The 23,482-nt window shown below is 71.5% G+C and carries 22 protein-coding genes; 13 read left to right on the top strand and 9 right to left on the bottom strand.

Annotated features, from left to right (window positions below; all coding sequences use genetic code 11):
• Positions 1-70 precede the first annotated feature (70 nt).
• From GH747_RS01450 to GH747_RS01465, 4 genes are all read left to right on the top strand, one after another.
• On the top strand, positions 71-910 hold the full coding sequence (locus tag GH747_RS01450) for an MOSC domain-containing protein (protein ID WP_149767591.1): 840 nt from the start codon (positions 71-73) through the stop codon (positions 908-910).
• Complete coding sequence (locus GH747_RS01455) at positions 907-1,551, top strand: NAD(P)-dependent oxidoreductase (RefSeq protein WP_149767593.1); 645 nt, start codon at positions 907-909, stop codon at positions 1,549-1,551. Before GH747_RS01450 ends, GH747_RS01455 begins: the two co-directional genes overlap by 4 nt.
• Positions 1,552-1,612: 61 nt before the next feature.
• A complete protein-coding gene (locus GH747_RS01460; RefSeq protein WP_149767595.1) occupies positions 1,613-2,599 on the top strand; it encodes a DUF2804 domain-containing protein in 987 nt (328 codons plus the stop codon).
• 126 nt (positions 2,600-2,725) lie between these two features.
• Positions 2,726-5,065, top strand: coding sequence for a glycoside hydrolase family 3 C-terminal domain-containing protein (locus tag GH747_RS01465; protein WP_149767597.1), 2,340 nt, complete (start codon positions 2,726-2,728; stop codon positions 5,063-5,065).
• A 3-nt stretch (positions 5,066-5,068) separates the two neighbouring features.
• Here the strand turns inward: GH747_RS01465 and GH747_RS01470 are convergent, their stop codons facing one another.
• From GH747_RS01470 to GH747_RS01485, 4 genes are read right to left on the bottom strand one after another with little or no spacing between them, the layout of a single operon-like run.
• Complete coding sequence (locus GH747_RS01470) at positions 5,069-5,581, bottom strand: aminoacyl-tRNA deacylase (RefSeq protein WP_149767599.1); 513 nt, start codon at positions 5,579-5,581, stop codon at positions 5,069-5,071.
• 15 nt (positions 5,582-5,596) lie between these two features.
• On the bottom strand, positions 5,597-6,355 hold the full coding sequence (locus tag GH747_RS01475; protein WP_149767600.1) for an SDR family oxidoreductase: 759 nt from the start codon (positions 6,353-6,355) through the stop codon (positions 5,597-5,599).
• Between the two features lie 15 nt (positions 6,356-6,370).
• A complete protein-coding gene (locus tag GH747_RS01480; RefSeq protein WP_149767602.1) occupies positions 6,371-7,048 on the bottom strand; it encodes a histidine phosphatase family protein in 678 nt (225 codons plus the stop codon).
• Positions 7,045-7,893, bottom strand: a complete 849-nt coding sequence (locus GH747_RS01485) for an SDR family NAD(P)-dependent oxidoreductase (protein ID WP_149767604.1) — start codon at positions 7,891-7,893, stop codon at positions 7,045-7,047. Before GH747_RS01485 ends, GH747_RS01480 begins: the two co-directional genes overlap by 4 nt.
• Positions 7,894-8,082: 189 nt before the next feature.
• Between GH747_RS01485 and GH747_RS01490 the strand changes: the two genes are divergently transcribed.
• The 5 genes from GH747_RS01490 (at position 8,083) to GH747_RS01510 (ending at position 13,800) form a co-directional block, all read left to right on the top strand.
• On the top strand, positions 8,083-9,378 hold the full coding sequence (locus GH747_RS01490) for an ABC transporter substrate-binding protein (RefSeq protein WP_228552729.1): 1,296 nt from the start codon (positions 8,083-8,085) through the stop codon (positions 9,376-9,378).
• A 133-nt stretch (positions 9,379-9,511) separates the two neighbouring features.
• Positions 9,512-10,423 carry a carbohydrate ABC transporter permease gene (locus tag GH747_RS01495; protein WP_149767606.1) on the top strand — a complete coding sequence of 304 codons (912 nt, stop codon included), beginning with the start codon at positions 9,512-9,514 and terminating at the stop codon, positions 10,421-10,423.
• 10 nt (positions 10,424-10,433) lie between these two features.
• Positions 10,434-11,342, top strand: coding sequence for a carbohydrate ABC transporter permease (locus GH747_RS01500; RefSeq protein WP_228552730.1), 909 nt, complete (start codon positions 10,434-10,436; stop codon positions 11,340-11,342).
• Entirely contained in the window at positions 11,339-12,763 is a 1,425-nt protein-coding gene (locus GH747_RS01505; protein ID WP_149767608.1) for a GH1 family beta-glucosidase, read from the top strand. The genes GH747_RS01500 and GH747_RS01505 overlap by 4 nt, the downstream gene beginning before the upstream one ends.
• A complete protein-coding gene (locus tag GH747_RS01510; RefSeq protein ID WP_149767610.1) occupies positions 12,760-13,800 on the top strand; it encodes a LacI family DNA-binding transcriptional regulator in 1,041 nt (346 codons plus the stop codon). The genes GH747_RS01505 and GH747_RS01510 overlap by 4 nt, the downstream gene beginning before the upstream one ends.
• 13 nt (positions 13,801-13,813) lie before the next feature.
• On the opposite strand, the gene GH747_RS01515 is transcribed toward GH747_RS01510, so the two are convergent.
• A complete protein-coding gene (locus GH747_RS01515) occupies positions 13,814-14,662 on the bottom strand; it encodes an ABC transporter substrate-binding protein (protein WP_149767612.1) in 849 nt (282 codons plus the stop codon).
• Positions 14,663-14,922: 260 nt separating this feature from the next.
• Positions 14,923-15,579: a FadR/GntR family transcriptional regulator gene (locus tag GH747_RS01520; protein ID WP_149767614.1), complete on the bottom strand. Its 657-nt coding sequence runs from the start codon at positions 15,577-15,579 to the stop codon at positions 14,923-14,925.
• Between the two features lie 151 nt (positions 15,580-15,730).
• Between GH747_RS01520 and GH747_RS01525 the strand changes: the two genes are divergently transcribed.
• The 4 genes from GH747_RS01525 (at position 15,731) to GH747_RS01540 (ending at position 20,651) form a co-directional block, all read left to right on the top strand.
• Entirely contained in the window at positions 15,731-17,089 is a 1,359-nt protein-coding gene (locus tag GH747_RS01525) for an SLC13 family permease (RefSeq protein ID WP_149767616.1), read from the top strand.
• Between the two features lie 7 nt (positions 17,090-17,096).
• Positions 17,097-17,903: a class I SAM-dependent methyltransferase gene (locus GH747_RS01530; RefSeq protein ID WP_149767618.1), complete on the top strand. Its 807-nt coding sequence runs from the start codon at positions 17,097-17,099 to the stop codon at positions 17,901-17,903.
• Positions 17,904-17,973: 70 nt separating this feature from the next.
• The gene (locus GH747_RS01535; protein ID WP_149767620.1) at positions 17,974-19,143 is read left to right on the top strand and encodes a CaiB/BaiF CoA transferase family protein; all 1,170 of its coding nucleotides are present in this window, start codon (positions 17,974-17,976) and stop codon (positions 19,141-19,143) included.
• Complete coding sequence (locus GH747_RS01540; protein WP_149767622.1) at positions 19,140-20,651, top strand: carboxyl transferase domain-containing protein; 1,512 nt, start codon at positions 19,140-19,142, stop codon at positions 20,649-20,651. Before GH747_RS01535 ends, GH747_RS01540 begins: the two co-directional genes overlap by 4 nt.
• A 40-nt stretch (positions 20,652-20,691) precedes the next feature.
• Here the strand turns inward: GH747_RS01540 and GH747_RS01545 are convergent, their stop codons facing one another.
• The 3 genes from GH747_RS01545 to GH747_RS01555 are packed head-to-tail and all read right to left on the bottom strand — an operon-like array spanning position 20,692 to position 23,480.
• Positions 20,692-21,171 (bottom strand): hypothetical protein, encoded by a 480-nt coding sequence (locus tag GH747_RS01545; RefSeq protein ID WP_149767624.1) that lies wholly within the window; start codon positions 21,169-21,171, stop codon positions 20,692-20,694.
• A 3-nt stretch (positions 21,172-21,174) separates the two neighbouring features.
• Positions 21,175-22,059, bottom strand: a complete 885-nt coding sequence (locus GH747_RS01550) for a universal stress protein (protein ID WP_149767626.1) — start codon at positions 22,057-22,059, stop codon at positions 21,175-21,177.
• On the bottom strand, positions 22,056-23,480 hold the full coding sequence (locus GH747_RS01555; RefSeq protein WP_149767628.1) for an APC family permease: 1,425 nt from the start codon (positions 23,478-23,480) through the stop codon (positions 22,056-22,058). The genes GH747_RS01550 and GH747_RS01555 overlap by 4 nt, the downstream gene beginning before the upstream one ends.
• Between the last annotated feature and the right edge of the window lie 2 nt (positions 23,481-23,482).

The raw sequence follows: 23,482 nt of genomic DNA on the forward strand, positions 1-23,482 counted from the left end.
TTTCTTCGTCGGCCCTTCCCTCGCGCTAATACGCTCGTACGACCCAGGGCGCGGCCCCTACGCTGTGCCGGTGCGCATCCGTTCGTTGCACCTCTACCCCGTCAAGTCCGCCGCGGTCCTGGACGTCTCCGAGGCCGCCATGGAGCCGTGGGGCCTCGCCGGCGACCGGCGCTGGCTCGCCATCGACCCGACGGGCGGCAAGGCCGACCCCCTCCGGCATCCGCGGATCTTCGCGGTCCGCCCGACGCTGCTCGACGGCGGGATCCTGCTCACCGCGGACGGCCACCCCGACCTGTTCGTGGCGACCCCCGCGGACGGCCCCAGGATCCGGATCGCGCTGTCGCGCCAGCCCGACCTCCGGTACGCCGGGCCGGACGCCGCCGCCTGGCTGACCGAGGTCGTCGGCACCGACCTCCGGCTGGCGTGGCAGGAGGACCCGCACGCGAGGAGCGTCTCGGCTTCGCACGGCGGCGAGCCCGGGGACGCGCTCTCCCTCGCCGACACCGCCCCGATCCTGCTGACGACCACGGCGTCGCTCGACCGGCTCAACGGACTCGTCGCGGAAGGCCCCGAGCCGGATCCGCTGCCCATGATCCGGTTCCGCCCGAACGTGGTCGTCGAAGGAGACCTCGAGCCGTTCGTCGAGGACGGGTGGCGGTCGGTCCGGCTCGGCGCGGTGCCGCTCCGCTTCGCCGAGCACTGCGACCGCTGCGCGATCACGACGATCGACCCCGTGACGCTCTCCCGCGGCAAGGAGCCCGTCCGAACGCTCGCCCGGCACCGCAAGTGGGATGGCAAGACCTGGTTCGGTGTCCGCCTCCTCCCGGTCGGATCCGGCACGCTGCACGTCGGCGACGAGGTCGAGGTCGTCGCGACGGCAGAACCGAATCCGCCTAACGTGAGCGGATGACCACCATCGCCGTCATCGGCGCCACCGGGTTCGCCGGCGGTGCGATCGCGTCCGAGGCCCTCGCCCGCGGCTACGACGTGATCGCCGCCGCACGTGACACCGCCTCGATCGGACCTGCCGAGCACCAGACCACCCGCGACGGCGACGTGTTCGACGCCGCCTTCGTGGACAGCCTGGCCGAGGACGCGGACGTCGTCGTGGTGGCCGTGCCGCACCACGGCCCCGATCGCGACCTCGTGGAGGCGGTGCCCGCGCTCGCCGACGCCGTACGCCAGCATCACCGCCGCCTCGGCTGGGTCGGAGGCGCGGGATCGCTCCGTGTCGGTGAGGACGGGCCGCTGCTGATGGAGACGCCCGACTTCCACGAGGCCTGGAAACCCGAGGCGCGCGCCGGATACCAGGCGCTCGACGCGCTCACCCGGACGACGGAGGACGTGAGCTGGTTCTACGTCAGCCCGTCCGCGGCGTTCGGCCGACTGGCCGACGTCGGCCTGCGCGGCACCTACCGGCTGGGCGGCGACATCCTCCTCACCGAGCCGGACGGCACGTCGTCGATCTCCGGTCCCGACTTCGCGCAGGCGTTCGTGGACGAGATCGCGAGCCCGACGCACTTCCGCGAGCGGTTCACGGTCGGCTACTGACGGCGAGGCGCAGGCTCCACCCGCGGCCGGGCCTGCCCCGGCGTCCACTACGGTGGTCGCCGTGCCCGAGCGCGAGATCACCAGCGACGTCGCCCTCTGCCTCCCGAACGGGCGGCTCAACCCGGAGGCGGTCGGGTGGACCCGGCAGCCGCTGCACCAGGCGAACCTCCGCGGCTGGGGGCGTACGAAGCGCTGGGAGTACTGGGGCGTCGTCTCCCCCACCCACGTGGTTGGCATCCAGGTGTCGTCGCTCGACTACGCCGCCGTGCACGGCCTGTACGTCCTCGACCGCGCGTCGGGCGAGGAGTGGCGCACCGACGCCATCAGCCCGCTCGGACGCGGGGTCGCGTTCCCCGACCGTGCCGGCTCGGGGCGGGTCGCGGCGGTGGCCCAGGACCTGACGGTCGACATCGTCCAGCCCGAGCGCGGAGAGCGCGGCACGACCACGATCCGCGCCAGCTCGGCCCGGATCTCCCTCGCGCTCGCCGTCGCGCAGCCTGAGGCTCACGAGTCGCTGGGCGTCGCCGTGCGCTGGAGCGACCGGCGCTTCCAGTACACGGTCAAGGACCTCGCACGCCCGGTCACGGGCACGCTCATCCTCGACGGGACGTCGTACGAGATCGAGGACGCGTACGGGGTGCTCGACCACGGCCGCGGCGTGTGGCCCTACCGGATGACGTGGAACTGGGGTGCGGGCTCCGGGCCCGACGGCAACGCCGTCCAGCTCGGCGGAGGATGGACCGACGGCACGGGCTCGACCGAGAACGCGATCCTCGTCGACGGCACCCTCCACAAGATCGGCGCGAGCCTCACCTGGGAGTACGACCGCGACGACTGGTCGAAGCCGTGGACCGTCACCGGCGACGGCGTCGACGCGACGTTCCGTCCCGAGCACGTCCGGGTCGCGAAGACCGAGCTCGTCGTCCTCGGCAACAGCACGCACCAGGCGTTCGGGACGTGGGCGGGGTCGGCGCGCGGCGACGATGGCACGACTCTCGACCTCACCGGTCTCGTCGGCTGGGCCGAGGAGGCACGCAACCGCTGGTGACGGCCGTGGACCTGACCCGGCCGCGTTCCCGTGACCGAAACCGGCGTACGACCTGCGGGTGAGCGGTTGCGTGGTTAGGCTCCCCAGAGCCGGTATCGGGGACCGGTACGAGGGAGCGGGGGCAGGATGACCGAGCAGGACCGTCCGGATGGGGACGCGGCGTCGCGTCTCACGCTGGAGCAGAAGGCGTCGTTGACGTCCGGCGCCGACTTCTGGCACACCCAGGGTGTCGAGGACGCCGGGATCGCGTCGATCATGATGGCCGACGGCCCGACCGGGCTGCGCAAGCAGGACGGCGAGCCCGGCGTCTCGATGGGTCTGCGCTCGAGCATCCCGGCCACGTGCTTCCCCACCGCCACGTCGCTCGGGTCGTCGTGGGACACCGACCTCGTCGAGCGCGTCGCTGCCGCGATCGCCCGGGAGGCGCGCGTCGAGGATGTCTCGATCGTTCTGGCGCCCGGCGTGAACATCAAGCGGTCACCGTTGTGCGGACGCAACTTCGAGTACCTGTCGGAGGATCCCTACCTCTCCGGCGAGCTCGGTCTCGCCTTCGTGCGCGGCCTGCAGTCGCAGGGCGTCGGCGCGTCGATCAAGCACTTCGCTGCGAACAACGCCGAGACCGACCGGATGCGTGTCTCGGTCGATGCCGACGAGCGGACGCTGCACGAGATCTACCTCGCGGCGTTCGAGCGCGTCGTCACCGACGGCGACCCGTGGACGGTCATGGCGTCGTACAACAAGATCAACGGCACCTACGCGACCGAGAACACCTGGCTCCTGCGCGAGGTCCTGCGCGACACGTGGGGGTTCGCCGGGGTCGTCGTCTCCGACTGGGGCGCGGTTCACGACCGTGCCGCGGCGCTCGTCGGCGGGACCGACCTGACCATGCCGCCGTTCGGCGACGACGACGCGGTCGTCGACGCAGTCCGCGAAGGATCGCTGGACGAGAGCGTGCTCGACGAGGCCGTACGCCGGGTGCTGGCGCTGGTCGGCCGAGCACAGGCGGTCGACCGGGACGCCGACGATCGCGACGACGCGGCCGCCGCAGCGCTCCACGAGACCAACCATGCGCTCGCCCGCGAGGCCGCCGCGGCCGGTGCGGTGCTGCTGAAGAACGAGCGGGTCGGTGGCGTCCCCGTGCTGCCGCTGAACGACCAGACGCCGCTGCTCGTGGTCGGCGAGCTCGCTCGGACTCCACGGTTCCAAGGCTCCGGCTCGTCGCGCGTGAACCCGACCCGGGTCGACGTGCCCCTCGATGCGCTGCGCGAGGCGTCCAGCGCCGACGTCGCGTTCGAGGCCGGCTACACGCTCACCGGCACGCCCGAGGAGGACCGGACTTTGCGTACGGCGGCCGTCGAGGCCGCGGCGCGCGGTGACCGCACGGTCGTGTGCTTCCTCGGGCTCCCGGAGGAGTACGAGTCCGAGGGCTACGACCGGACGCATCTCGAGATCCCGCCCGCGCAGGTGGAGCTCGTGCAGGAGCTCGCCTCCGCGAACCCGCGTGTCGTCGTCGTCCTCGCGAACGGCGGCATCGTCACGCCGGTGGCCTGGTCGCGCGAGGTGCCGGCGCTGCTCGAGACCTGGCTCGGTGGGCAGGCCGCAGGCTCGGCCACCGCCGACCTCCTGCTCGGACGCGTCGAGCCCACCGGACGCCTTGCGGAGACCATCCCGTTCCGGCTCGAGGACACCCCGGCCTACATCGACTTCCCCGGCCACCTGGGGCACTCGCGCTACGGCGAGGGAGTGTTCGTCGGCTACCGCTACTACGACACGAAGCGGATCCCCCCGGCGTACCCGTTCGGTTTCGGCCTGGGCTACACGACGTTCGCCCAGTCCGATCTCGCGGTCGACGTCGTGGGCGAGGGCGACGGGGTCCGCGCGACCGTGTCCGTGACCGTCACGAACACGGGCGGCCGCCGCGGGACCGAGGTCGTGCAGGTCTACGTGTCGGACCTGGAGGCGCCCGTCGCCCGACCGGAGCGCGAGCTCAAGGGGTTCGCCCGCGTCACCCTCGATCCCGGCGCCTCGGAGCGCATCACGATCGAGCTCGGTCCGCGGGCTTTCGCGTACTGGCACCCGACCCTGCGACGCTGGACCGTCGAGCCGGGCACGTTCACCGTCTCGATCGGCGCCTCCTCCGCAGACCTGCGGCGCAGCGTGACCGTCCAGGTCGACGGCGACGCGCTCCGGACCCCGCTGACCGCGGAGTCGACCCTCGCCGAGTGGTTCGCCGACCCCGTCGGTGGCCCGCTGGTGGCGAAGGCGCTCGGAGGCAAGGACGACGAGCCGAGCCCGACGGAGACCGCGATGGCGGCACAGGTCCCGCTGTCGACGCTCGCCGGGCTCACGGGTTTCCCGCGCGCCGACGTGGACGCGCTGGTACGTCAGCTGACGAACCCGCCGGCGGAGCCGACGACGGCCACGGAGCCGGACCAGCCCGCGGAGCCGACTTCCGACCAGCCGTGAGCGTCAGGCCGGCGCCTCGCTGATCTCCGCCCGGGTCGCCCCCACAGCCTCCGCCAGCGCATCGGCGTCGACCGTGATCCCGACGCCGTGACCGCCTCCGCCGATCGAGATCGGCCCGGTGATCTCGACGTCCATCACGACAGGCCACGGGGTCGTGCTGCCGAGCGGCGTGATCGTGCCCCGCTCGTAGCCGGTGACCGCCTTCGCCGTGCCCGCGTCCGGCATCGACACCCGGTTCACTCCGAGCAGGGTGCGCAATCGCGGCCACGAGAACTCACGGTCACCCGGCACCATGACGAACCGGTAGTCGCCGTCGCTCACCCTCACCACGAGGGTCTTCACGAGGGCTCGCGGCTCGATGCCGCGCGCCGCGGCCGCCTCCTCGAGCGACCGCACTCGTCCGTGGCGGGTGACGGAGTACGCGAGTCCGAGCTCCTCGGCGGCAGCGATCGCCCGGGCGGACTGGTCGGTGGGGTCGCCGTCGGACGGACCGGCGTCACGAGAATCAGCGCTCATGCCTCCATCGAAGCATCAGACCATGCGGCGGACGATCCCCAGGGGCGCGTGCCGCAGCACGAACGCGAGCGGCCGCCACGGCCACGAGGGCACGATGCGCTCGGGCTTCTCGCTGTCGATCGCCGCGACCAACGCCTTCGACCCCGTCACGGTGTCGACCATGCCCTTCGGCTTCTGCTCGACCTGGTCGTTCATCTCCGACGCGATGTAGCCGGGGAAGATCGCGCTCACCGCGATGTCATGGCCCTTGCGGTTGACCAGGTCCGAGCGGATCCCCTCGGCGAGGTGGGCGAGGCCGGCCTTGGTCGCCGCGTACGTCGTCATCGAGCCTGGCATCCCCCGCATCGCCGACACCGACGAGATGACGACGAGGTGGCCGGAGCGGCGCTCGTAGAAGTGCTCCATCGCCGCCTCGCACTGGGCCAGCGCGGCGACGAAGTTCGTCTGGACCGTCTCGCGGTTCGCCTCGAAGCGGCCCGTGCCGATGCGTCCGCCCTTGCCGATGCCGGCGTTGACGACGACCCGGTCGAGCCCGCCGAGGTCGGCAGCCGCTGCCTTGAAGACCGCGAAGACCTGCTCGTGGTCGTCGACGTCGAGCGCGTGCACGACCACGCGGATCGACGGGTACGCGGCCTCGAGGTCGGCCTTCAGCGCCTCGAGGCGTTCCACCCGGCGAGCGGTGAGGGCGAGGTCGTGGCCCTTCGCGGCCCAGACGCGGGCCATCCCGGCGCCGAGGCCCGAGCTGGCACCGGTGATGAGGATCGTCTTGCGCATCGGATTCTCCAGCGTTCAGCGGTAGGTGACGAGGTCGGGCGGCAGGTGGGTGTGCTCGTTGAACGAGACGAGCGTGCGTCCTGAGGAGCCGGTGATGATGGTCGTGACGCCGGCGTTGATCGCGACGGTGTTGAGCCGCGGCCACAACGCCTGCGCCTGCGGCGTCCAGGTCGGCGAGTCGCCGGCGAGGACGTGCGCGGCGACGATCGCGAGCGGTCCTCCCGAGGTGAAGACGACGGCGGAGTCGCCCTTCCCCAGCGAGTCCGAGAGCCGGTCGAAGGCCGCGAGCACGCGCGCGGTGAAGTGCGCGTACGGCTCGGGGTACTCCTCGTCGCGCTCACCGGCCATCCACCGCTGCACTGCCGCCACGAAGACGCGCTGGAACTCCTTGGGGTCGGTCACCGACGTGCCGGCACCGGGGGCGTACGCCTCGACGACCGACTCGTGAGGGAACTCGTCCCACCCGTGGTCCACGTCGTAGCCGTCCGACGGACCCGCGGCGTCGAGCGCGGCGATCGCGGTCTGCGCGTGACGCTTCATCGCACCCGCGACGGCGTGCGTCGGCAGGTAGCCCGAGGCCTCCCAGGACTGACCGAGCGCCGTGGACTGGGCGTACCCGCGCTCCGAGAGCTGGTCGTAGTCGTCGGCGCCGAACGACGCCTGGCCGTGCCGGACGAGATGGATGGCGCTCACGACGACACCCGCGCACCCACGCGGCGAGCACCGCCGGACGCCTCGTCCTCGGCAGCGGCCTGGCGCGCGGTGCGGAGCATCATGGCGCGGTAGAGCCACGGGGCGAAGCGCTTGGCGGCGTACGCGACCCGCGCGTCCCGGTCGGGCAGGATCACGTGCTTGCCGGCGTCGAGCTGGCGCAGCACCTCGACCGCGATCGAGTCGGCGCTGCGGCTGGAGCCCTCGATGAGCCTGCGTGCCGACTCCTTCGCTGCCGGGTCGGCGCTGCGGATCGAGTCGGCGAGGTTCGTGCGGAAGAACGACGGGCACACGACGGAGACGCCGACGCCGTACGGCTCGAGCTCCCAGCGCAGGCTCTCGCTCAGCGCGACGACACCGGCCTTGACCGCGGTGTACTCGGTCATCCGCGGTGGGTGGACGAGGCCCGCGGCCGAGGCGGTGTTGACGACGTGGCCGCTGCGCTGCTCCTTGAGCATCGGCGCGAAGGTCCGACAGCCGCGGGCGACGCCGAGGAGGTTGATCTGGGTGAGCCAGTCCCAGCTCTCGGAGGTCGTCAGGTCGATCCGGCCACCCGACGCGACTCCGGCGTTGTTGACGACGAGGTCGATGCCGGACCACGTCTCGCGGACCCACCCGAGGGTGGTGGACCAGTCGTCGTCGCTGCGTACGTCGAGCTGGCGGTACGTGAGGTTGCCGGACAGCGCGGCCAGGCTGGACGGGAGGTCCAGGTGCACGTCCGTGGCGAGGACGCGGCACCCGCGCTCGAGCAGGCGGGTCACCAGCGCGAGGCCGAGGCCCGAGGCTGCGCCGGTGACGAGGACACGGTCGCCTGTGCTGACGGTCATGCGGCAGACCCTACCTAAGCGGACGCTTACTGTGACGCCCGACCACCATGAAGCCCACCCGTCGCTCCGGTTACGGTTCTGTAACAACACGTGGGAGCGCTCCCACAGCCCCTTGACCTGGCGCTGTGACACGCACCACAGTGCGTGGGAGCGCTCCCATCGGCGGGAGCGGCGAAGGAGAGGGTCACCGTGTCACACACACGCCGTTCGCGCTGGCTGGCCACCGCAGCAGCGCTCGTCGCGATGTCGTCGCTCGCCGCCTGTGGCGGAGACGATTCCGGCAGCGACTCCGGAGAGGACGTCACGCTCCGCGTGAACCTGTTCGGCAAGTTCGGGTACACCGATCTGTACAAGCAGTTCGAGGAGGAGCACCCGGGCGTCAAGATCGTCGAGACGGCCGAGGGCGACCTCGGAAAGTACAACACCCAGCTGACGCAGCGCATCGCTGCCGGCTCAGGCGCCGGCGACGTCGTCGCCATCGAGGAGGGCCAGGCGGTCAACTTCCTGGCGAGCGCGGACAAGTTCGTGAACCTCCAGGAGCACGGCGCGAAGGATCTCGAGGACCAGTTCCTGCCGTGGAAGTTCGCCGGTGCCACCACCGCCGACGGCGCGACCACGATCGGTCTCGGCACGGACGTCGGCGGTCTCGCGATGTGCTACCGCCGCGACCTCTTCGAGAAGGCGGGCCTCCCGACCGACCGCGAGGCCGTGGCCGCGCTCTGGCCGACGTGGGACGAGTTCATCGCCACCGGTGAGAAGTTCCAGGACGGGATCAAGGGCAGTGACGCGAAGTTCATCGACAGCGCCACGAACACCTACAACTCGATCCTCATGCAGTCGGCGGACCACACCTACTTCGACAAGGACGACAACCTCGTCATCGAGAGCAACCCCGCGGTCAAGGCTGCGTGGGACAAGGCCCTCGAGATGGACGAGAAGGGCATCTCGGCCGAGCTCAAGTCGTTCTCGCCCGAGTGGAACGCCGGCTTCAAGAACGGCGACTTCGCGACCATCGCCTGCCCGGCGTGGATGACCGGCTACATCAAGGACCAGGCCGGTGAGGAGAACGCCGGCAAGTGGGACATCGCGACCGTCCCCGGCGGCGGCGGCAACTGGGGCGGTTCGTGGCTCGCGGTCCCCGCGGACAGCAAGAACCAGGACATCGCCATCGAGCTGGTGAAGTTCCTCAGCAACGCCGACGGGCAGCTCGCCGCGTTCAACGCGGTCGGCAACCTGCCGTCCAACCCGAACCTGTACGAGGATCCCGCGCTCCAGGAGGCGACGAACCCGTACTTCAGCGACGCCCCCGTGGGCCAGCTGTTCGTGGCAGGCGCGGCCAACCTGGAGCCGGTCTTCCTCGGTGCGAAGAACCAGCCGGTGCGCGACGCCGTCGAGAACGCGATGCGTTCGGTCGAGAACGGCCAGCGCAGCTCGTCCGAGGGCTGGGACGTCGCCGTGAACGACGCCGAGAAGGCCGCCGGCTAGTCCCGACGAGACCACGCTCGCACCTCCCCGCGAAGCGTGACCCGTGGTGCCCGCGCAGCGACCCCTACCGCGGCGCGGGCACCACGCACCACGCACCACATCCCACCGTCCGACCTCGTCCCCAGGAGCCGGCATGCACCTGCGTGACAGGCTCGCCCGGATCGACATCCACGGCGCGCCGTACCTGTTCATCGCCCCGTTCTTCCTGCTCTTCGGGATCTTCGGGCTCTTCCCGCTCGGCTACACGCTGTGGGTCTCGCTGCACGACTGGACCCTGCTCGGCGGCAACGAGGGCTGGGTCGGGTTCGGGAACTACACCGAGCTCTTCAGCGACGACTACTTCTGGAACAGCCTGCTCAACACGTTCGCGATCTTCCTGATCGCGACCATCCCGCAGATGCTCGTCGCGCTCGGGCTGGCGCAGGTGCTCAACGCGAGCCTTCGGGCGATCACCTTCTGGCGGGTCGGCGTGATCATCCCGACCGCCACGTCGGTCGCCGCCGTCGGGATCATCTTCACGATGGCGTTCTCGCGCGACTTCGGGATCGTCAACTGGATGATCGGTCTGGTCGGCGTCGACCCGATCGCCTGGAACCAGGAGCGCATCCCGTCCTGGATCGCGATCGCGACGATGGTCGACTGGCGCTGGACCGGCTACAACGCCCTGATCCTGCTGGCCGCCCTGCAGGCGGTCCCGAAGGACCTGTACGAGTCAGCGCGGCTCGACGGCGCCTCGGCGGCCCGGCAGTTCTGGTCGATCACGATCCCGATGCTCCGGCCGACGCTGATGTTCGTCGTCACGGTCTCGACGATCGGCGGGATCCAGCTGTTCACCGAGCCGCTGCTCTTCAACCCCGGCGCGAACGCCATCACCGGCGGCGACATGAGGCAGTTCCAGACGAGCGCCATGTACGTGGTGGAGCAGGCCTTCACCGGCCAGCGCTTCGGCTACGCGGCCACCGTCGCGTGGGTCCTGTTCGCCGTGATCGTGCTGGTGTCGCTGGTGAACTCCCTGCTCGTACGACGAATCCGCTCGGCGGACTGAGGAGCGCCCGATGACTACCCCGATGACTGCGACCCTGCCGACGCTGACGGCCACCGACGATCCGGAGGCACCCAGCCGGAAGCGGCGCCGCTCACGCGTGCACCGCGCGTCACCCCTGACCTACCTCGTCCTGGCGTTCGTCGTCCTCGCCTCGATCGGCCCGCTCTACTACATGGTCGTCATGGCGTCGCGTCCCAACAGCGACATCACGTCCAACCCGCCGCCGCTGACGCCCGGCAGCGAGCTGGGCGACAACGTCACGCGGGTCTTCGAGAACCCCGACGTGGTCTTCGCCCAGTCGCTGCTGAACTCGCTGATGGTCGCGACGGTCGCGACGATCAGCGTGGTGACGCTGTCGGCGCTGGCGGGCTTCGCGTTCGCCAAGCTGCGCTTCCGTGGCAAGAACTTCTTCCTGCTGTGCGTGATCGGCACGATGATGGTCCCGGTCCAGCTGGGTCTCGTCCCGCTCTACATGCTGATGGGCTGGATCGGCCTCGCCGGCAGCCTCTGGTCGGCCGTGCTGCCCTTCCTCGTCACCGGGTTCGGTGTGTTCTTCATGCGCCAGTACGTCATGCAGGCCATCCCCGACGAGCTCATCGAGGCCGCCCGCGTCGACGGCGCGTCGACGACGCGCATCTTCTTCCAGGTGATCTTCCCGGCGCTGCGTCCGGCGGTCGCCGTGCTCGGTCTGCTCACGTTCATGGAGCGCTGGAACGACTTCATGTGGCCGTACCTCACGCTGGCCCCCGAGAACCCGACCGTCCAGGTGGCGCTGTCGCGGCTGTCCGGCGGCTACTACACCGACCAGGCGCTGGTCATGGCGGGCACGCTGCTCGCGACCGTGCCCCTGGTGCTCGTCTTCGTCCTGTTCGGCCGCCGCATCGTCGGCGGAATCATGGAAGGTGGAGTCAAGGGATGACGGAGCTCGTCACCGATCCGCTCACTGCTCTCGCGTCGGCGTTCCCGAGGGACTTCGCGTTCGGCGCCGCGACCGCGGCGTACCAGATCGAAGGGGCGGTCTCGGCCGACGGTCGTACGCCGTCGATCTGGGACGTCTTCTCGGCGGAGCCCGGCCGGGTGCACGACGGCGACACCGGGGAGGTCGCGTGCGACCACTACAACCGGGTGCCGTCCGACGTGTCGCTGATGCGCGACCTCGGGCTCGGCGCGTACCGGTTCTCGGTCTCGTGGCCCCGGATCCAGCCCGGGGGATCCGGACCCGCGAACGCTGCCGGTGTGGCCTTCTACGACCGGCTCGTGGACACGCTGCTGGAGAACGGGATCGCCCCGTGGGCGACGCTCTACCACTGGGACCTGCCGATCGAGCTGGAGCGCGCGGGCGGCTGGCCGTCACGCGACACCGCGTACCGGTTCGCCGAGTACGCCGGCATCGTGGCCGACGCGCTGGGCGACCGGCTGCACGGGCTGATCACGCTCAACGAGCCGTGGTGCTCGGCGTTCCTCGGCTACGGCAACGGGGTTCACGCCCCGGGACGACGCGACGGCGCAGCCGCCCTCGCGGCCTCCCACCACCTGCTGCTCGGCCACGGGCTCGCGGCCCAGTCGGTGCGTGCCGCGGCCCCGTCGGTGCCGTTCGGGATCACCGTCAACCTGTACCCGACCGCGGCGGCACTGCCTCCGTCGTACGACGGTCCGGACCGCCCGGCGTACGACGACGCGGTCCGCCGCATCGAGGGACTGTCGAACCGCTGGTTCCTCGACCCGCTCTTCGGTCGCGGCTACCCGGCCGACGTCGTCGAGGACGTCCGCGCCACCAGCGGCCTGGACTTCGTCCATGACGGGGACGCCGACATCATCGCGGCACCGCTCGACTTCCTCGGCATCAACTACTACACGCGGCACATCGTGGCGCCGTCCGCGTACCCCGGGTCGTCCGGCGTCGAGTTCCTCTCGCGCGGGCTACCGGTGACGGCGATGGGCTGGGAGGTCGACCCGGACGGCCTGTACGACATCGTGCGCTGGGTCCACGAGACGTACCCGGCGGTCCCGATCTACCTCACCGAGAACGGCTCCGCGTACGAGGACGTCGTGGAGCACGACGGCCAGGTGCACGACCCTGAGCGCCTCGCGTACCTGCGCGACCACCTCGAGGCGGCTGCACGGCTGATCGACGACGGGGTCGACGTGCGCGGATACTTCGCCTGGTCGCTGATGGACAACTTCGAGTGGGCGTACGGCTACGACAAGCGGTTCGGGCTGGTCCACGTGGACTACGCGACGCAGCGGCGTACGCCCAAGGACAGCGCGGTCTGGTACTCCGCGCTCCTCGAGGCCCATCGGAGCGGGACTGGCCAACGAAGCGGGATAATGGGCGGATGACGGGTAGTCGGGCGGACGGTACGCCACAGCGCCCGACGCTCGAGCAGGTCGCAGCGCTCGCCGGCGTCGGACGCGGCACGGCGTCGCGGGTGATCAACGGTTCGCCGTCGGTGTCCCCGCAGACCAGGGACGCGGTGATGAAGGCGGTCGCCGAGCTGGGGTACGTCCCCAACCAGGCCGCGCGCTCCCTCGTCACGCGTCGCACCGGCGCGATCGCCCTCGTGATCTCCGAGCCCGAGGAGCGGCTGTTCAGCGAGCCGTTCTTCGCCGGTGTCGTGCGCGGCATCTCGAAGGTGATGGACGAGCACGACCGCCAGCTCGTCCTCGTGCTGGTCCACGGCGCGGCGGAGCGAGCCGACGAGCCCGCCGCGTACCTGAGCCCGCAGCACGTCGACGGCGCGCTCCTGCTCTCCCAGCACGAGGGCGACGACCTCCCCCAGCGGCTCCGCGACCGCGGGCTCACGCTGGTCCACGGTGGCCGGCCGCCCGGGGACGAGGAGGCGAGCTGGGTCGACGTCGACAACGTCGGGGGCGCCCGCGGGGCCGTCGCGCACCTGCTCGAGCGGGGGCGTACGACCGTGGCGACGATCGCGGGCCCGCCGGACATGCAGGCGGGTCGCGACCGTCTCCAGGGCTACCGCGAGGCGCTCGGCGCCGTCGGGATGCCCTTCAACCCCGACCTGGTCTCGGTCGGCGACTTCACCGAGCTCGGCGGGTGGCGCGCGATGCAGAGCCTGCTCGAGCAGCGCGACGACCTGGACGCGGTGTTCGTCGCGTCGGACCCCATGGCGCTCGGGGCGTTGCGCGCGCTGCGCGAGTCCGGGCGCACGGTGCCCGGCGACGTCGCCGTGGTCGGGTTCGACGACTCGCCGATGGCGGCCGTGAGCGACCCGCCGCTGACCACCGTCAACCAGCCCGTCGAGCGGCTCGGCCGTGAGATGGCCGAGATGCTGCTGGGGTCGCTCGCGGAGGGCGGTGCGACCGAGCCCCGCAGCGTCGTGCTCCCGACGAGCCTGGTCCTCCGCGGCTCCTCGTGACCGGCCGTCCGGGCTAGCTCCCGACGTTCGGGTCGGTCTTCTTGATCGCAGCCGTGAGCTCGGTGAGCTGCGCGGCGTAGTCGGAGTAGGTGTGGAGCCAGTACGCCGGCCACTCCGTGTACTGCCCGGCTGCGAACGCCGCGATGTGGTCAGCGGTGGGCTGAGCCTCGAGGGTCTCGTAGTTGCCCGGGTAGTTGCGGTCGTCGAACATCAGCAGGTCGGGCTGGTAGGTGTCGGCGTTCTCGAAGCTCAGGGACTCCCAGTACGGGAAGTCCGGGTCCGGCTTCGCGGGCACGATGACGTCGAGGCCCCACTCCTGGAGGTCGAGCAGCTCGGGCGCGTACTTGGGGACCGCCACCGCGTAGGTGTCCTCGTACGGGCTCAGGGCGAGCGCGGTCAGGCCGGGCTTGGCCGCGGCCGCCTCCGAGAACGTCTGGCGCGCCGACTCGAAGGCCGCCTTCGCCTCGGCGCCGCTGCCGCTGTCGACGTCGGCACCGAGCGACTCGGCGAGGACGGCGTACCCCTCGATGAGGTCGACGATCGAGTCGCCCTGAGACGGACCGACGATCGGGGCGAGCTCGGCGATGCGCTTGCTGGCCTCCTCGACTCCGTCCTCGACACCGCTGTAGGACTTCTCGACCGGCCAGTAGTCGCCGACGATCAGGTCGGGCTTCAGCTCGGCCGCCTTCTCGACGTCGATCTTGCCCCAGGTCTCCCCGATGACCTCGATGCCGTCGAAGTCGACGCCCTGGAGGCCGACGTCGTCCTTGATCGGCCCGTCCGCGTAGACCGCGATCGGCTTGATGCCGTGCTCCATGAGCGCGGCGGCCGAGTAGGCGTGCGCGATGATCCGGATCGGCACCTCGTCCGCCTCGTAGGTCTTGCCGTCGCCCGAGACGTACGACCACGCGCCCTCGGCACTGGCGTCGTCGTCGGAGTCTGAGGAGCCGCACGCGGTAGCCGCGAGGCGGGCGCGAGGCCGGCAGCGAGGACGCGGAAACGTCGGTTCATCGGGGTTCTCCGTGGGGGAAGAGGGTGGCTGCGGAGTGCAACGCCTCACCGTAGCGGATCAAGATTAGGGAAGGCTAACCTCGCACGAGATCCGAGACAGCGCCCGGCCTGTCACTCCACCGGGAGGTCGTCGGCCTCTCGGGACACGACCGGCACCACGAGCAGCCCGACGCACTCCCGCGCCGCGGACTCGCCGTCGCCCCGGACGATCGCCGCGGCGAGCCCGTCGAGGCGGGCCCGCACCTCCGGCGTCTCGACCGGGTCGGGACACTGCGCAGCAAGAACGTCCTCGAGCTCGCCGAGGAGGCTGGCACCCGAGAGCCGGCGGACGCACCGCCACACCTCGTCGAACGACGGGACGGTGCCGTCGGCGCCGAGCATCGCGATGCGCATGGCCTTCTGCGGGTGAGCCGCGGCGGCCCGCGCGATCCCCGCCATGACGGCCTCCCGCGCGAGCGCCACCTCGGTGCGCGGGTGGGCTGCGATCCGGCCGGAGAGGTCCTGCTCGGCGACCGGCGCCTGACGGACGAGTGCGCCGACTCCGTGGCGCACCTCGACCCTGCCCTGGATCTCGAGCGCGGCGAGCGCCTGGGCGAGCGTCGCCCTGCTCACACCGAGGTCCCGCGCGAGCTGACGCTCGGGCGGGAGGCGGTCACCTGCCACGAGACCCTGGGCCTCGATGAAGTCCGAGATGTGCTGTGCGAGGTGCTCGTACAGCCTCGGACGCGGGACGGGTCCGGGGCCGCGCTGACCGTCCGCCCTACTCATATACGCAGCCTCATGGCACCAGAGCGTACTTGACATTTGGGCCACTGGACCAGAGGCTAGGCCACTGAACCTGTGGCCTACACCACACGCCTGCCTGTCTCACGCTGATCGGTCTCAGGCCTGATTCGTCTCAACAACGGGAGGGGACTCCGTGTCCACCGAAATCGTCGCGCTGGCCGCGCTCGCGCTGGTCTTCCTGATCGCGACCGTCCGCAGCATCAACATGGGCGCGCTCGCGCTCGTGGCTGCCTTCATCGTGGGCCTCAGCGTCTTCGGTGACGACACGGACGCGATCATCGCCGGATTCCCGGGAGACCTCTTCGTCATCCTGGTCGGTGTCACCTACCTCTTCGCGCTGGCGAAGAACAACGGCACCGTCGACTGGATCGTCCACGGCGCCGTACGCGCCGTCCGCGGGCGGGTCGCCCTCGTCCCCTGGGCGATGTTCTTCGTCTGCGCCGTCGTCACCGGGATCGGAGCAGTGAGCCCGGCGGCCGTCGCGATCGTCGCCCCGGTCGCGATGGGCTTCGCGCACCGCTACCGGATCCACCCGGTGATGATGGGCATGATGGTCGTCCAGGGTGCGACCGGCGGCAGCTTCTCCCCGATCGGCATCTTCGGCAGCATCACCAACGGCGTCGTCGACTCCAACGACATCGAGGGCAGTGCGACGTTCCTGTTCTTCTCCGCGATGATCGCCGCGACCCTCGTCGCCACGATCACCTACTTCGTCTTCGGCGGCCGCGAGCTCATCGCGCGCGGCAAGGACGAGCGTGCCCTCGCCGAGATCGGCACGACCGCCGACGCGGCGAGCCACGCGGCGACCCGCGGCACGGTGACCGGCACGCCCACCTCGGTGGTCGAGCGCGGCCTCGGTCACGCCGACGGCGTCGACGCCACGGACGACGACACCCGCCTCAACGTCGAGCGGTCCACCACCCTCCTCGGTCTGCTCGCCCTCATCGTGGGAGCCCTCGCGTTCGACCTGGACGTCGGCTTCACCGCCCTGACCGTCGCGGTCGCGCTGACGCTGCTCTTCCCGCCGTCGGCGCGCGGCGCGGTCGAGAAGATCAGCTGGGGAACGATCCTGCTCGTGGGCGGCATCGTCACCTACGTCAACCTCCTGCAGAACCACGGCGTCGTCACCTGGCTCGGCGACCGGGTCGCCGAGGTCGGCGCGCCCTTGCTCGCGGCGCTGCTCATCTGCTTCATCGGTGCGGTCGTCTCGGCGTTCGCCTCGACCACCGGCATCATCGGTGCCCTGATCCCGCTCGCCGTCCCGTTCCTGCTCACCGACCAGGTCAGCGCGATCGGCCTCATCGCCGCGCTCGCGATCTCCAGCTCGGTGGTCGACTGCAGCCCGTTCTCGACCAACGGCGCACTGATCGTCGCGAACTCCGACGAGAGCGAGCGCGAGATGGTCTTCAAGCGCCTGATGCAGTGGGGCATGTCCATCGTGGTGGTCGCCCCGATCGTCACGTGGGCGATCCTCGTCCTCCCGAGCGCGTGACCGGCCGATGACGGACCCGGACCTCCCCCGCGAGGCGGACGGCGACCACGCCGCCCGCCTCCGGGCGTCGTTCACCGCGCAGGCCGCCACGTTCGAGGAGCCGACGCTCAACGCCGCATTCACGGCCGGGCTCGGCTGGCTCGTGGAGGCCGCGGCGCCGAGGGCGATCGACCGGTGCCTCGACCTCGCCGCGGGGACGGGGCTCGTCGGTCGAGCGCTCGCTCCCCACGTCGCCCACGTGACCTGCGTCGACGCCACCCCGGCGATGCTCGCGCAGGGCCGTGCCGCCGCCGAGTCCGAGAGTCTCACCAACGTCGCGTTCGTGCTCGGCGACGCAACCGCGCCGGTCGTCCCGCCGGGGACGATCGACCTCGTCGTCACCCGCTTCTCGCTGCACCACGTCCCGGACCCGGAAGGGCTCCTGCGGGCGATGGTCGCCGCCTGCCGGCCGGGCGGCAGGATCGTGGTCCACGACCTCGCCTCCTCCCCCGACCCCGAGCTCGCCGCGTGCCAGGACGCGATCGAGACGTGGCGCGACGACTCCCACCTGCGGGCCCCCGTCGTCGGGGAGGTCGCCGACCTGCTGCGCCGGCTCGGTGCGCAGGTCGACCGCACCGACCAGCGCACGTACACCCGCCCGCTCGAGCCCTGGCTCGCCCAGTCCGTCACCGCACCCGACCGCGCCGAGCAGGTGCGGGCGGCGTTCGCGGACGAGCTCGCCGGAGGTCGTCCGACCGGCTTCCGCGCCGAGCAGCGCGAGGATGGGGTCTGGTTCACCCAGACCTGGGAGCTCACCGTCGCCCACCGACCCTGACCGACCGGCCGCAGCCACCGCCGTACCCGATCCGCCGCACCACCGTCCCACCGATCAGCAGGAGCACCGCATGCTGTCCGACATCGTCGTCCTCGACCTCACCCGCGCCCTTGCGGGCCCGCACGCCGCGATGATGCTCGGCGACCTCGGCGCCCGCGTCATCAAGGTCGAGTCGCTCACCGGCGACGACACCCGAGGCTGGGGCCCGCCGTTCGTCGGCGAGCCCGGCGACGAGGAGTCGACCTACTTCCTCTCGTGCAACCGCAACAAGGAGTCGGTGACCGCCGACCTCAAGAGCGACGCAGGCAAGGACCTCCTGACGCGGCTCGTACGCCAGGCCGACGTCCTGCTGGAGAACTTCCGCCCCGGTGTGCTCGCCCGGCTCGGGTTCTCCGAGGAGCGGCTGCACGAGCTCAACCCGCGCCTCGTGATCTGCGCGATCACCGGCTTCGGGCACGACGGACCGGAAGGCGGTCGCGCAGGCTACGACCAGATCGCGCAGGGCGAGGCCGGACTGATGAGCATCACCGGCCCGTCCCCCGACGAGCCGACGAAGGTCGGCGTGCCGATCGGCGACCTGCTGGCCGGCATGAACGCCGCGTACGGCGTGGTCGCCGCGCTGCACGAGCGCAACACCACCGGGCGCGGACGCGTCGTGCGCACCAGCCTGCTCGCGAGCATCGTCGGAGTGCACGCCTTCCAGGGGACACGGTGGACGGTCGCCGGAGAGGTCCCGCGCGGGATGGGCAACCACCATCCGTCGATCGCGCCGTACGGGCTGTTCCGTACGGCGGGGTCGCCCGTGCAGATCGCCGTCGGCAGCGAGGGGCTGTGGGCCCGGTTCGCGCCGCTGATCGGGCTCGACGCCGACGCTGCGCCGTACGCGACCAACCCGGACCGCGTCCGGCGACGCACGGACCTCACGGCACTGATCGAGGAGCGGTTCGCGGCAGAGGGCGCCGAGGCGTGGCTCGCCCGGCTGGCCGAGGCGGGGGTGCCGGCGGGCAAGGTGCGCACGCTCGACGACGTCTACACCTGGGACCAGACGCTCTCCCAAGGGCTGCTCATCGACGTCGACCACGCGAGCCTCGGGACCGTCCAGCTCCCCGGGCCCGCGCTGCGGTTCGACGACAACCCGTACGCAGGAGCGCGCGAGACGCATCTCGCTCCCCCACGGCTCGGGCAGCACAACGAGTCGGTCGCCGCATGGCTCGACGCCCGCGAGGCGGACGACGAATGAGCACACGTCTCGGTGGCCAGGCGCTGATCGACCTGGTCCTCGACACCGGCTCGTTCCATTCCTGGGACGTCCCGGTCGTACGCGGCGCGGTCGACGAGGCGTACGCGGCCGACCTCACCCGTGCCGCGGAACGCGCGGGCACCGACGAGGCCGTCCTCACGGGCGAGGGGACGATCCGGGGACGCCGGGTCGCCGTGCTCGTCGGCGAGTTCGGATTCCTCGCGGGCTCCATCGGGGTCGACGCGGCGGAGCGCCTCACGGTCGCGATCGAACGTGCCACCGCCGAAGGGCTCCCGCTGCTCGCGGCACCCGTGTCGGGCGGCACCCGGATGCAGGAGGGCACGCCCGCCTTCGTGCGGATGGTCCAGATCACCGCGGCGATCTGCGCGCACAAGGACGCCGGCCTCCCCTACCTCGTCTACCTGCGCAACCCCACCACCGGCGGTGTGATGGCGTCGTGGGGCTCGCTCGGCCACATCACGGTCGCCGAGCCCGGCGCGCTGCTCGGATTCCTCGGTCCACGGGTCTACGAGGCGCTGTACGGCGAGGCGTTCCCCGAAGGCGTACAGACGGCGGAGAACCTGTACGCGCACGGGATCGTCGACGCGGTCCTGCCGCCTGAGGAGCTGGCTGACATCGTCGACCGGGCGCTGCGCGTGCTGCAGACGCCGAGGCCGGCGGCCGGTCCGCCTGCCGAGCAGGCCCCGCAGGCCGAGCAGACCCCCGTCCCTCCCTCCGACCCGTGGGAGTCCGTCGTCGCGTCGCGGCGCGAGGAGCGTCCCGGCGTCCGCGCGCTGCTGCGCCACGGGGCTGGCGACGTGGTCCCGCTCAACGGCACCGGGCAGGGCGAGGCGGGCCACGGTCTCGTGCTCGCCCTGGTGCGTTTCGGCGAGGCTCCGGCCGTCCTGCTCGGACAGGACCGGCGCGAGCAGACGACCGTACGCCCGCTCGGTCCCGATGCCCTGCGCGAGGCGCGCCGTGGGATGCGGCTGGCGGCCGAGCTCGGGCTGCCGCTGGTCAGCGTCATCGACACCCCGGGCGCTGCGCTGTCGGTCGACGCCGAGCAGGGCGGCCTCGCCGGTGAGATCGCTCGCTCGCTCGCCGACATGGTGACGCTGCGGGTCCCGACGCTGACCGTGCTGCTCGGGCAGGGCACCGGCGGTGGTGCGCTCGCGCTGCTTCCCGCCGACCGTGTCGTCGCCGCGGAGCACGCCTGGCTCTCCCCGCTGCCGCCGGAGGGCGCGAGCGCGATCGTCCACCGCACCCCCGACCGGGCGGCGGAGATGGCGCGGGCCCAGCGGGTCGGCGCGGCGGCCCTCACCGACGACGGTGTCGTGGACCGCGTGGTCGCCGAGAGCCCGGATGCCGCCGACGAGCCCGAGGCGTTCTGCCGACGGGTGGGGGCCGTCGTCGAGGAGGAGCTCGCGACGCTGTGCGCCATCGACGACGGCGCACGCCGCGCGGCGCGGCGTGCGCGCTTCCGGCACGGGCTCGCAGCACCCCGGTGACGACAGCGCCGGCAGTGACGTCGGCGCCGACAGCGCCGCCTCACCCGCGCGGGTACGCGGCCGCGAGGCGCCGGTGCCGGTGCGCGAAGAGCGCGTCCACGATCCGGGTCGTGATCCCGTCCACACCCGGCACCGCGGCCAGCCCCGGGCGTACGGAGAAGGTCAGGACGTCCCGCAGCTCGCACGCGTCGTCGGTGAGCGGACGCACCGCACGCTGGTGCTCCCACCGGCCGAGGGTCAGCATCCGCGAGCGCTCGTGGAAGCACAGGTCGCCGATCTCCACGATCGTCATGTCGTCGAACTCGACCGGCAGCGCGCCGCCGAGCAGCACCCACGCCTTGCCGAGCGGCCTCCCGACGACGCCGTCGGCATCGGCGAGGGTCTTGCCGCGCAGTCCGGGCGGCACCGTCATCGAGAGCCAGGGGGCGAGTTCGAAGGTGACCCCCTCCGGGGTCGTCGCACGGGCCCACACCTGTGCGGCCGGCGCCGGCAGGACGACGCGGCGGTCGACGACGGGCACGGGCTACCTCCGCGGGAGCGTGATCACGGGGACCGGGACCTGTCCCATGATGCGGGGTGCGTTGGACCCGAGGAAGATCCGCCGCACCGGACCCTCGCGGCTCGACGTCATCACGAGGAGGTCGCCTTCGCGCCAGTGCACCTTGTCGACCGCGCCGCGCCAGGAGTCGGCGACGACGACGAACCGGTCGGTCACCTGCACACCGGCCGCCTCGACGAGCGCTGCCGCACGGTCGTGGAGCGCGTCGATCCCCTCACGCCACACGTCGTAGACGGCATCGTCCGCGCGGCGCCCGCCGCCGTCGGGGAACGCCGGCAGACGCCGTACGCCGAAGGTGGCGAGCGCGACTCCGACGCCGGCGTGGCGGGCGAGCAGCGTGGTCGAGTCGAGGGCTGCCTGCGCTCCGTCGTCGGAGTCGATCGCGAGGACCAGCCGCTCGAGGCGGTCCGTCGGCTCCGACCAGAACGACCGCGGTGCGATCACGACCGGGAGCGACGACCGGTGGAGCAGCCAGGTGCTCACGCTGCCGAGCGCGATGTGCCCCATCCGTGCGTCCCCGGCCGACCCGACGACGAGCATCGTCGCCTCGGCGCGCTCGGCCTGCGCGACGAGCTCGCGCGGGACGGAGCGAGCCGTTCGCACGACGGCGTCGACGCGCACCTCCGGAGGCGGGACCGTGCGCGCCTCGGCGATCGCCTCGGCCGCGACCGCCTCGAGGTGGCGACGCCAGTCGGCGTCCGCGCCGGAGGTCGCCGACGCTCGACCCCACGCGTCCGGGACCACGCAGCACAGCAGGAGGTCCTGGCGGGTCGATGCCGCGATCCGGCCGGCGAGGTGCACCGCGCCCGCGCCCCGCCCGTCGGGCCCGATCCCCGCGACCACCGTCACGGTGCGACCGCCTCGTCGTCACCGGTGGTACGGCGCAGCGTCGAACGCTTGAAGCCGTACGAGAAGTAGAAGGCCAGCACGACCGCGATCCAGACGAGGAACACCACCCACGTCACCAGGGCCAGCCCGGTGATCACGTACAGGCATGCCGCGATCGAGAGCAGCGGCAGGACCGGGTAGAACGGCACCCGGAAGGTGCGCTCGAGGTCGGGGGCGCGACGACGCAGGATGATGACGCCGGCCGCGACGACCATGAACGCGACCAGCGTCCCGATGCTCACCGTGTCGAGGAGCCACTCCAGCGGGACGAAGCCGGCGATGAGCGCGACGACCGACGCCACGATGATCGTGTTCGGGACCGGGGTCAGCGTCCGAGGATTCACGCGCGCGAAGATCGGCGGCAGCATCCGGTCGCGTCCCATCGTGAAGAGGATGCGCGTCTGCCCGTACAGCACGACCAAGGTGATGCTGAAGATCGAGATGACCGCGCCGGCTGCGAGGACCGTGCTCGGCCAGGTCGATCCGGTGACGTTCTCCAGGATCTGCGCGAGCCCGGCCTGCTGGCCCTCGAAGTCCTGCCACGGCTGCGCCGCGACCGCGGTCAGAGCGACCGCGACGTAGAGCGTCGAGACGATGACGAGCGACCAGATGATCGCGCGCGGCATCGTGCGTGCCGGGTCCTTCACCTCGTCACCGGCGGTGGACACGGCGTCGAGGCCGATGTAGGAGAAGAAGATCGTCGCCGACGCCGTCTGGATGCCCGCGACACCGAACGGTGCGAAGTCCGAGAGGTTGTCGCTGTCCCAGCCGGTCGCGGCGATCGCGATGAACAGCACGAGCACGCCGACCTTGATGGCGACCATGATCGTGTTGACCGTCGCCGACTCGCTCGCACCGCGGATCAGCAGCATCGCGCACAGCGCGACCAGGATCATCGCCGGGAGGTTGACGATGCCGCCGGCCTCCGGCGCGTACGACAGGTCGTGCGGGATCTCGACGCCGAACAGGTTGTCGAGGAGCTGGTTGAGGTACTCAGACCAGCCGACGGCGACGGCGGACGCCGAGACGCCGTACTCCAGGAGCAGGCACGCCGCGACGATCATCGCGACCACCTCTCCGAGGGTGGCGTAGGCGTAGGAGTACGACGAGCCCGAGACCGGCACGCTGCCCGCGAGCTCGGCGTAGCAGAGGGCGGTCAGCCCGGCCGTGACGGCCGCGATCACGAACGACACGACGACGGCCGGGCCCGCGTCGGGCACCGCGGTCGTGAGGACGAAGAAGATCCCCGTGCCGACCGTCGCCCCGACCCCGAACCCGATCAGCTGGACGAGCCCGATGGTGCGCTTGAGGCCTTCCTCGGTGTGCGGGTGCCGGCCCACCGGCATGCGCCGGAAGATCTGCGACGTGAACGAGTCGGCCATGT

The organism is Mumia xiangluensis, from assembly GCF_010994095.1.
In the GTDB taxonomy this organism is placed as follows: Bacteria; Actinomycetota; Actinomycetes; order Propionibacteriales; family Nocardioidaceae; genus Mumia; species Mumia xiangluensis.

What these genes read in the sequence shown, in the direction of transcription:
- GH747_RS01505 (WP_149767608.1), top strand. Translation starts at nt 11,339, where the DNA reads ATGACGGAGCTCGTCACCGATCCGCTCACTGCTCTCGCGTCGGCGTTC.
- GH747_RS01495 (WP_149767606.1), top strand. Translation starts at nt 9,512, where the DNA reads ATGCACCTGCGTGACAGGCTCGCCCGGATCGACATCCACGGCGCGCCG.
- GH747_RS01520 (WP_149767614.1), bottom strand. Translation starts at nt 15,579, where the DNA reads ATGAGTAGGGCGGACGGTCAGCGCGGCCCCGGACCCGTCCCGCGTCCG.
- GH747_RS01500 (WP_228552730.1), top strand. Translation starts at nt 10,434, where the DNA reads ATGACTACCCCGATGACTGCGACCCTGCCGACGCTGACGGCCACCGAC.
- GH747_RS01475 (WP_149767600.1), bottom strand. Translation starts at nt 6,355, where the DNA reads ATGCGCAAGACGATCCTCATCACCGGTGCCAGCTCGGGCCTCGGCGCC.
- GH747_RS01535 (WP_149767620.1), top strand. Translation starts at nt 17,974, where the DNA reads ATGCTGTCCGACATCGTCGTCCTCGACCTCACCCGCGCCCTTGCGGGC.
- GH747_RS01455 (WP_149767593.1), top strand. Translation starts at nt 907, where the DNA reads ATGACCACCATCGCCGTCATCGGCGCCACCGGGTTCGCCGGCGGTGCG.
- GH747_RS01510 (WP_149767610.1), top strand. Translation starts at nt 12,760, where the DNA reads ATGACGGGTAGTCGGGCGGACGGTACGCCACAGCGCCCGACGCTCGAG.
- GH747_RS01555 (WP_149767628.1), bottom strand. Translation starts at nt 23,480, where the DNA reads ATGGCCGACTCGTTCACGTCGCAGATCTTCCGGCGCATGCCGGTGGGC.
- GH747_RS01470 (WP_149767599.1), bottom strand. Translation starts at nt 5,581, where the DNA reads ATGAGCGCTGATTCTCGTGACGCCGGTCCGTCCGACGGCGACCCCACC.
- GH747_RS01530 (WP_149767618.1), top strand. Translation starts at nt 17,097, where the DNA reads ATGACGGACCCGGACCTCCCCCGCGAGGCGGACGGCGACCACGCCGCC.
- GH747_RS01465 (WP_149767597.1), top strand. Translation starts at nt 2,726, where the DNA reads ATGACCGAGCAGGACCGTCCGGATGGGGACGCGGCGTCGCGTCTCACG.
- GH747_RS01540 (WP_149767622.1), top strand. Translation starts at nt 19,140, where the DNA reads ATGAGCACACGTCTCGGTGGCCAGGCGCTGATCGACCTGGTCCTCGAC.
- GH747_RS01485 (WP_149767604.1), bottom strand. Translation starts at nt 7,893, where the DNA reads ATGACCGTCAGCACAGGCGACCGTGTCCTCGTCACCGGCGCAGCCTCG.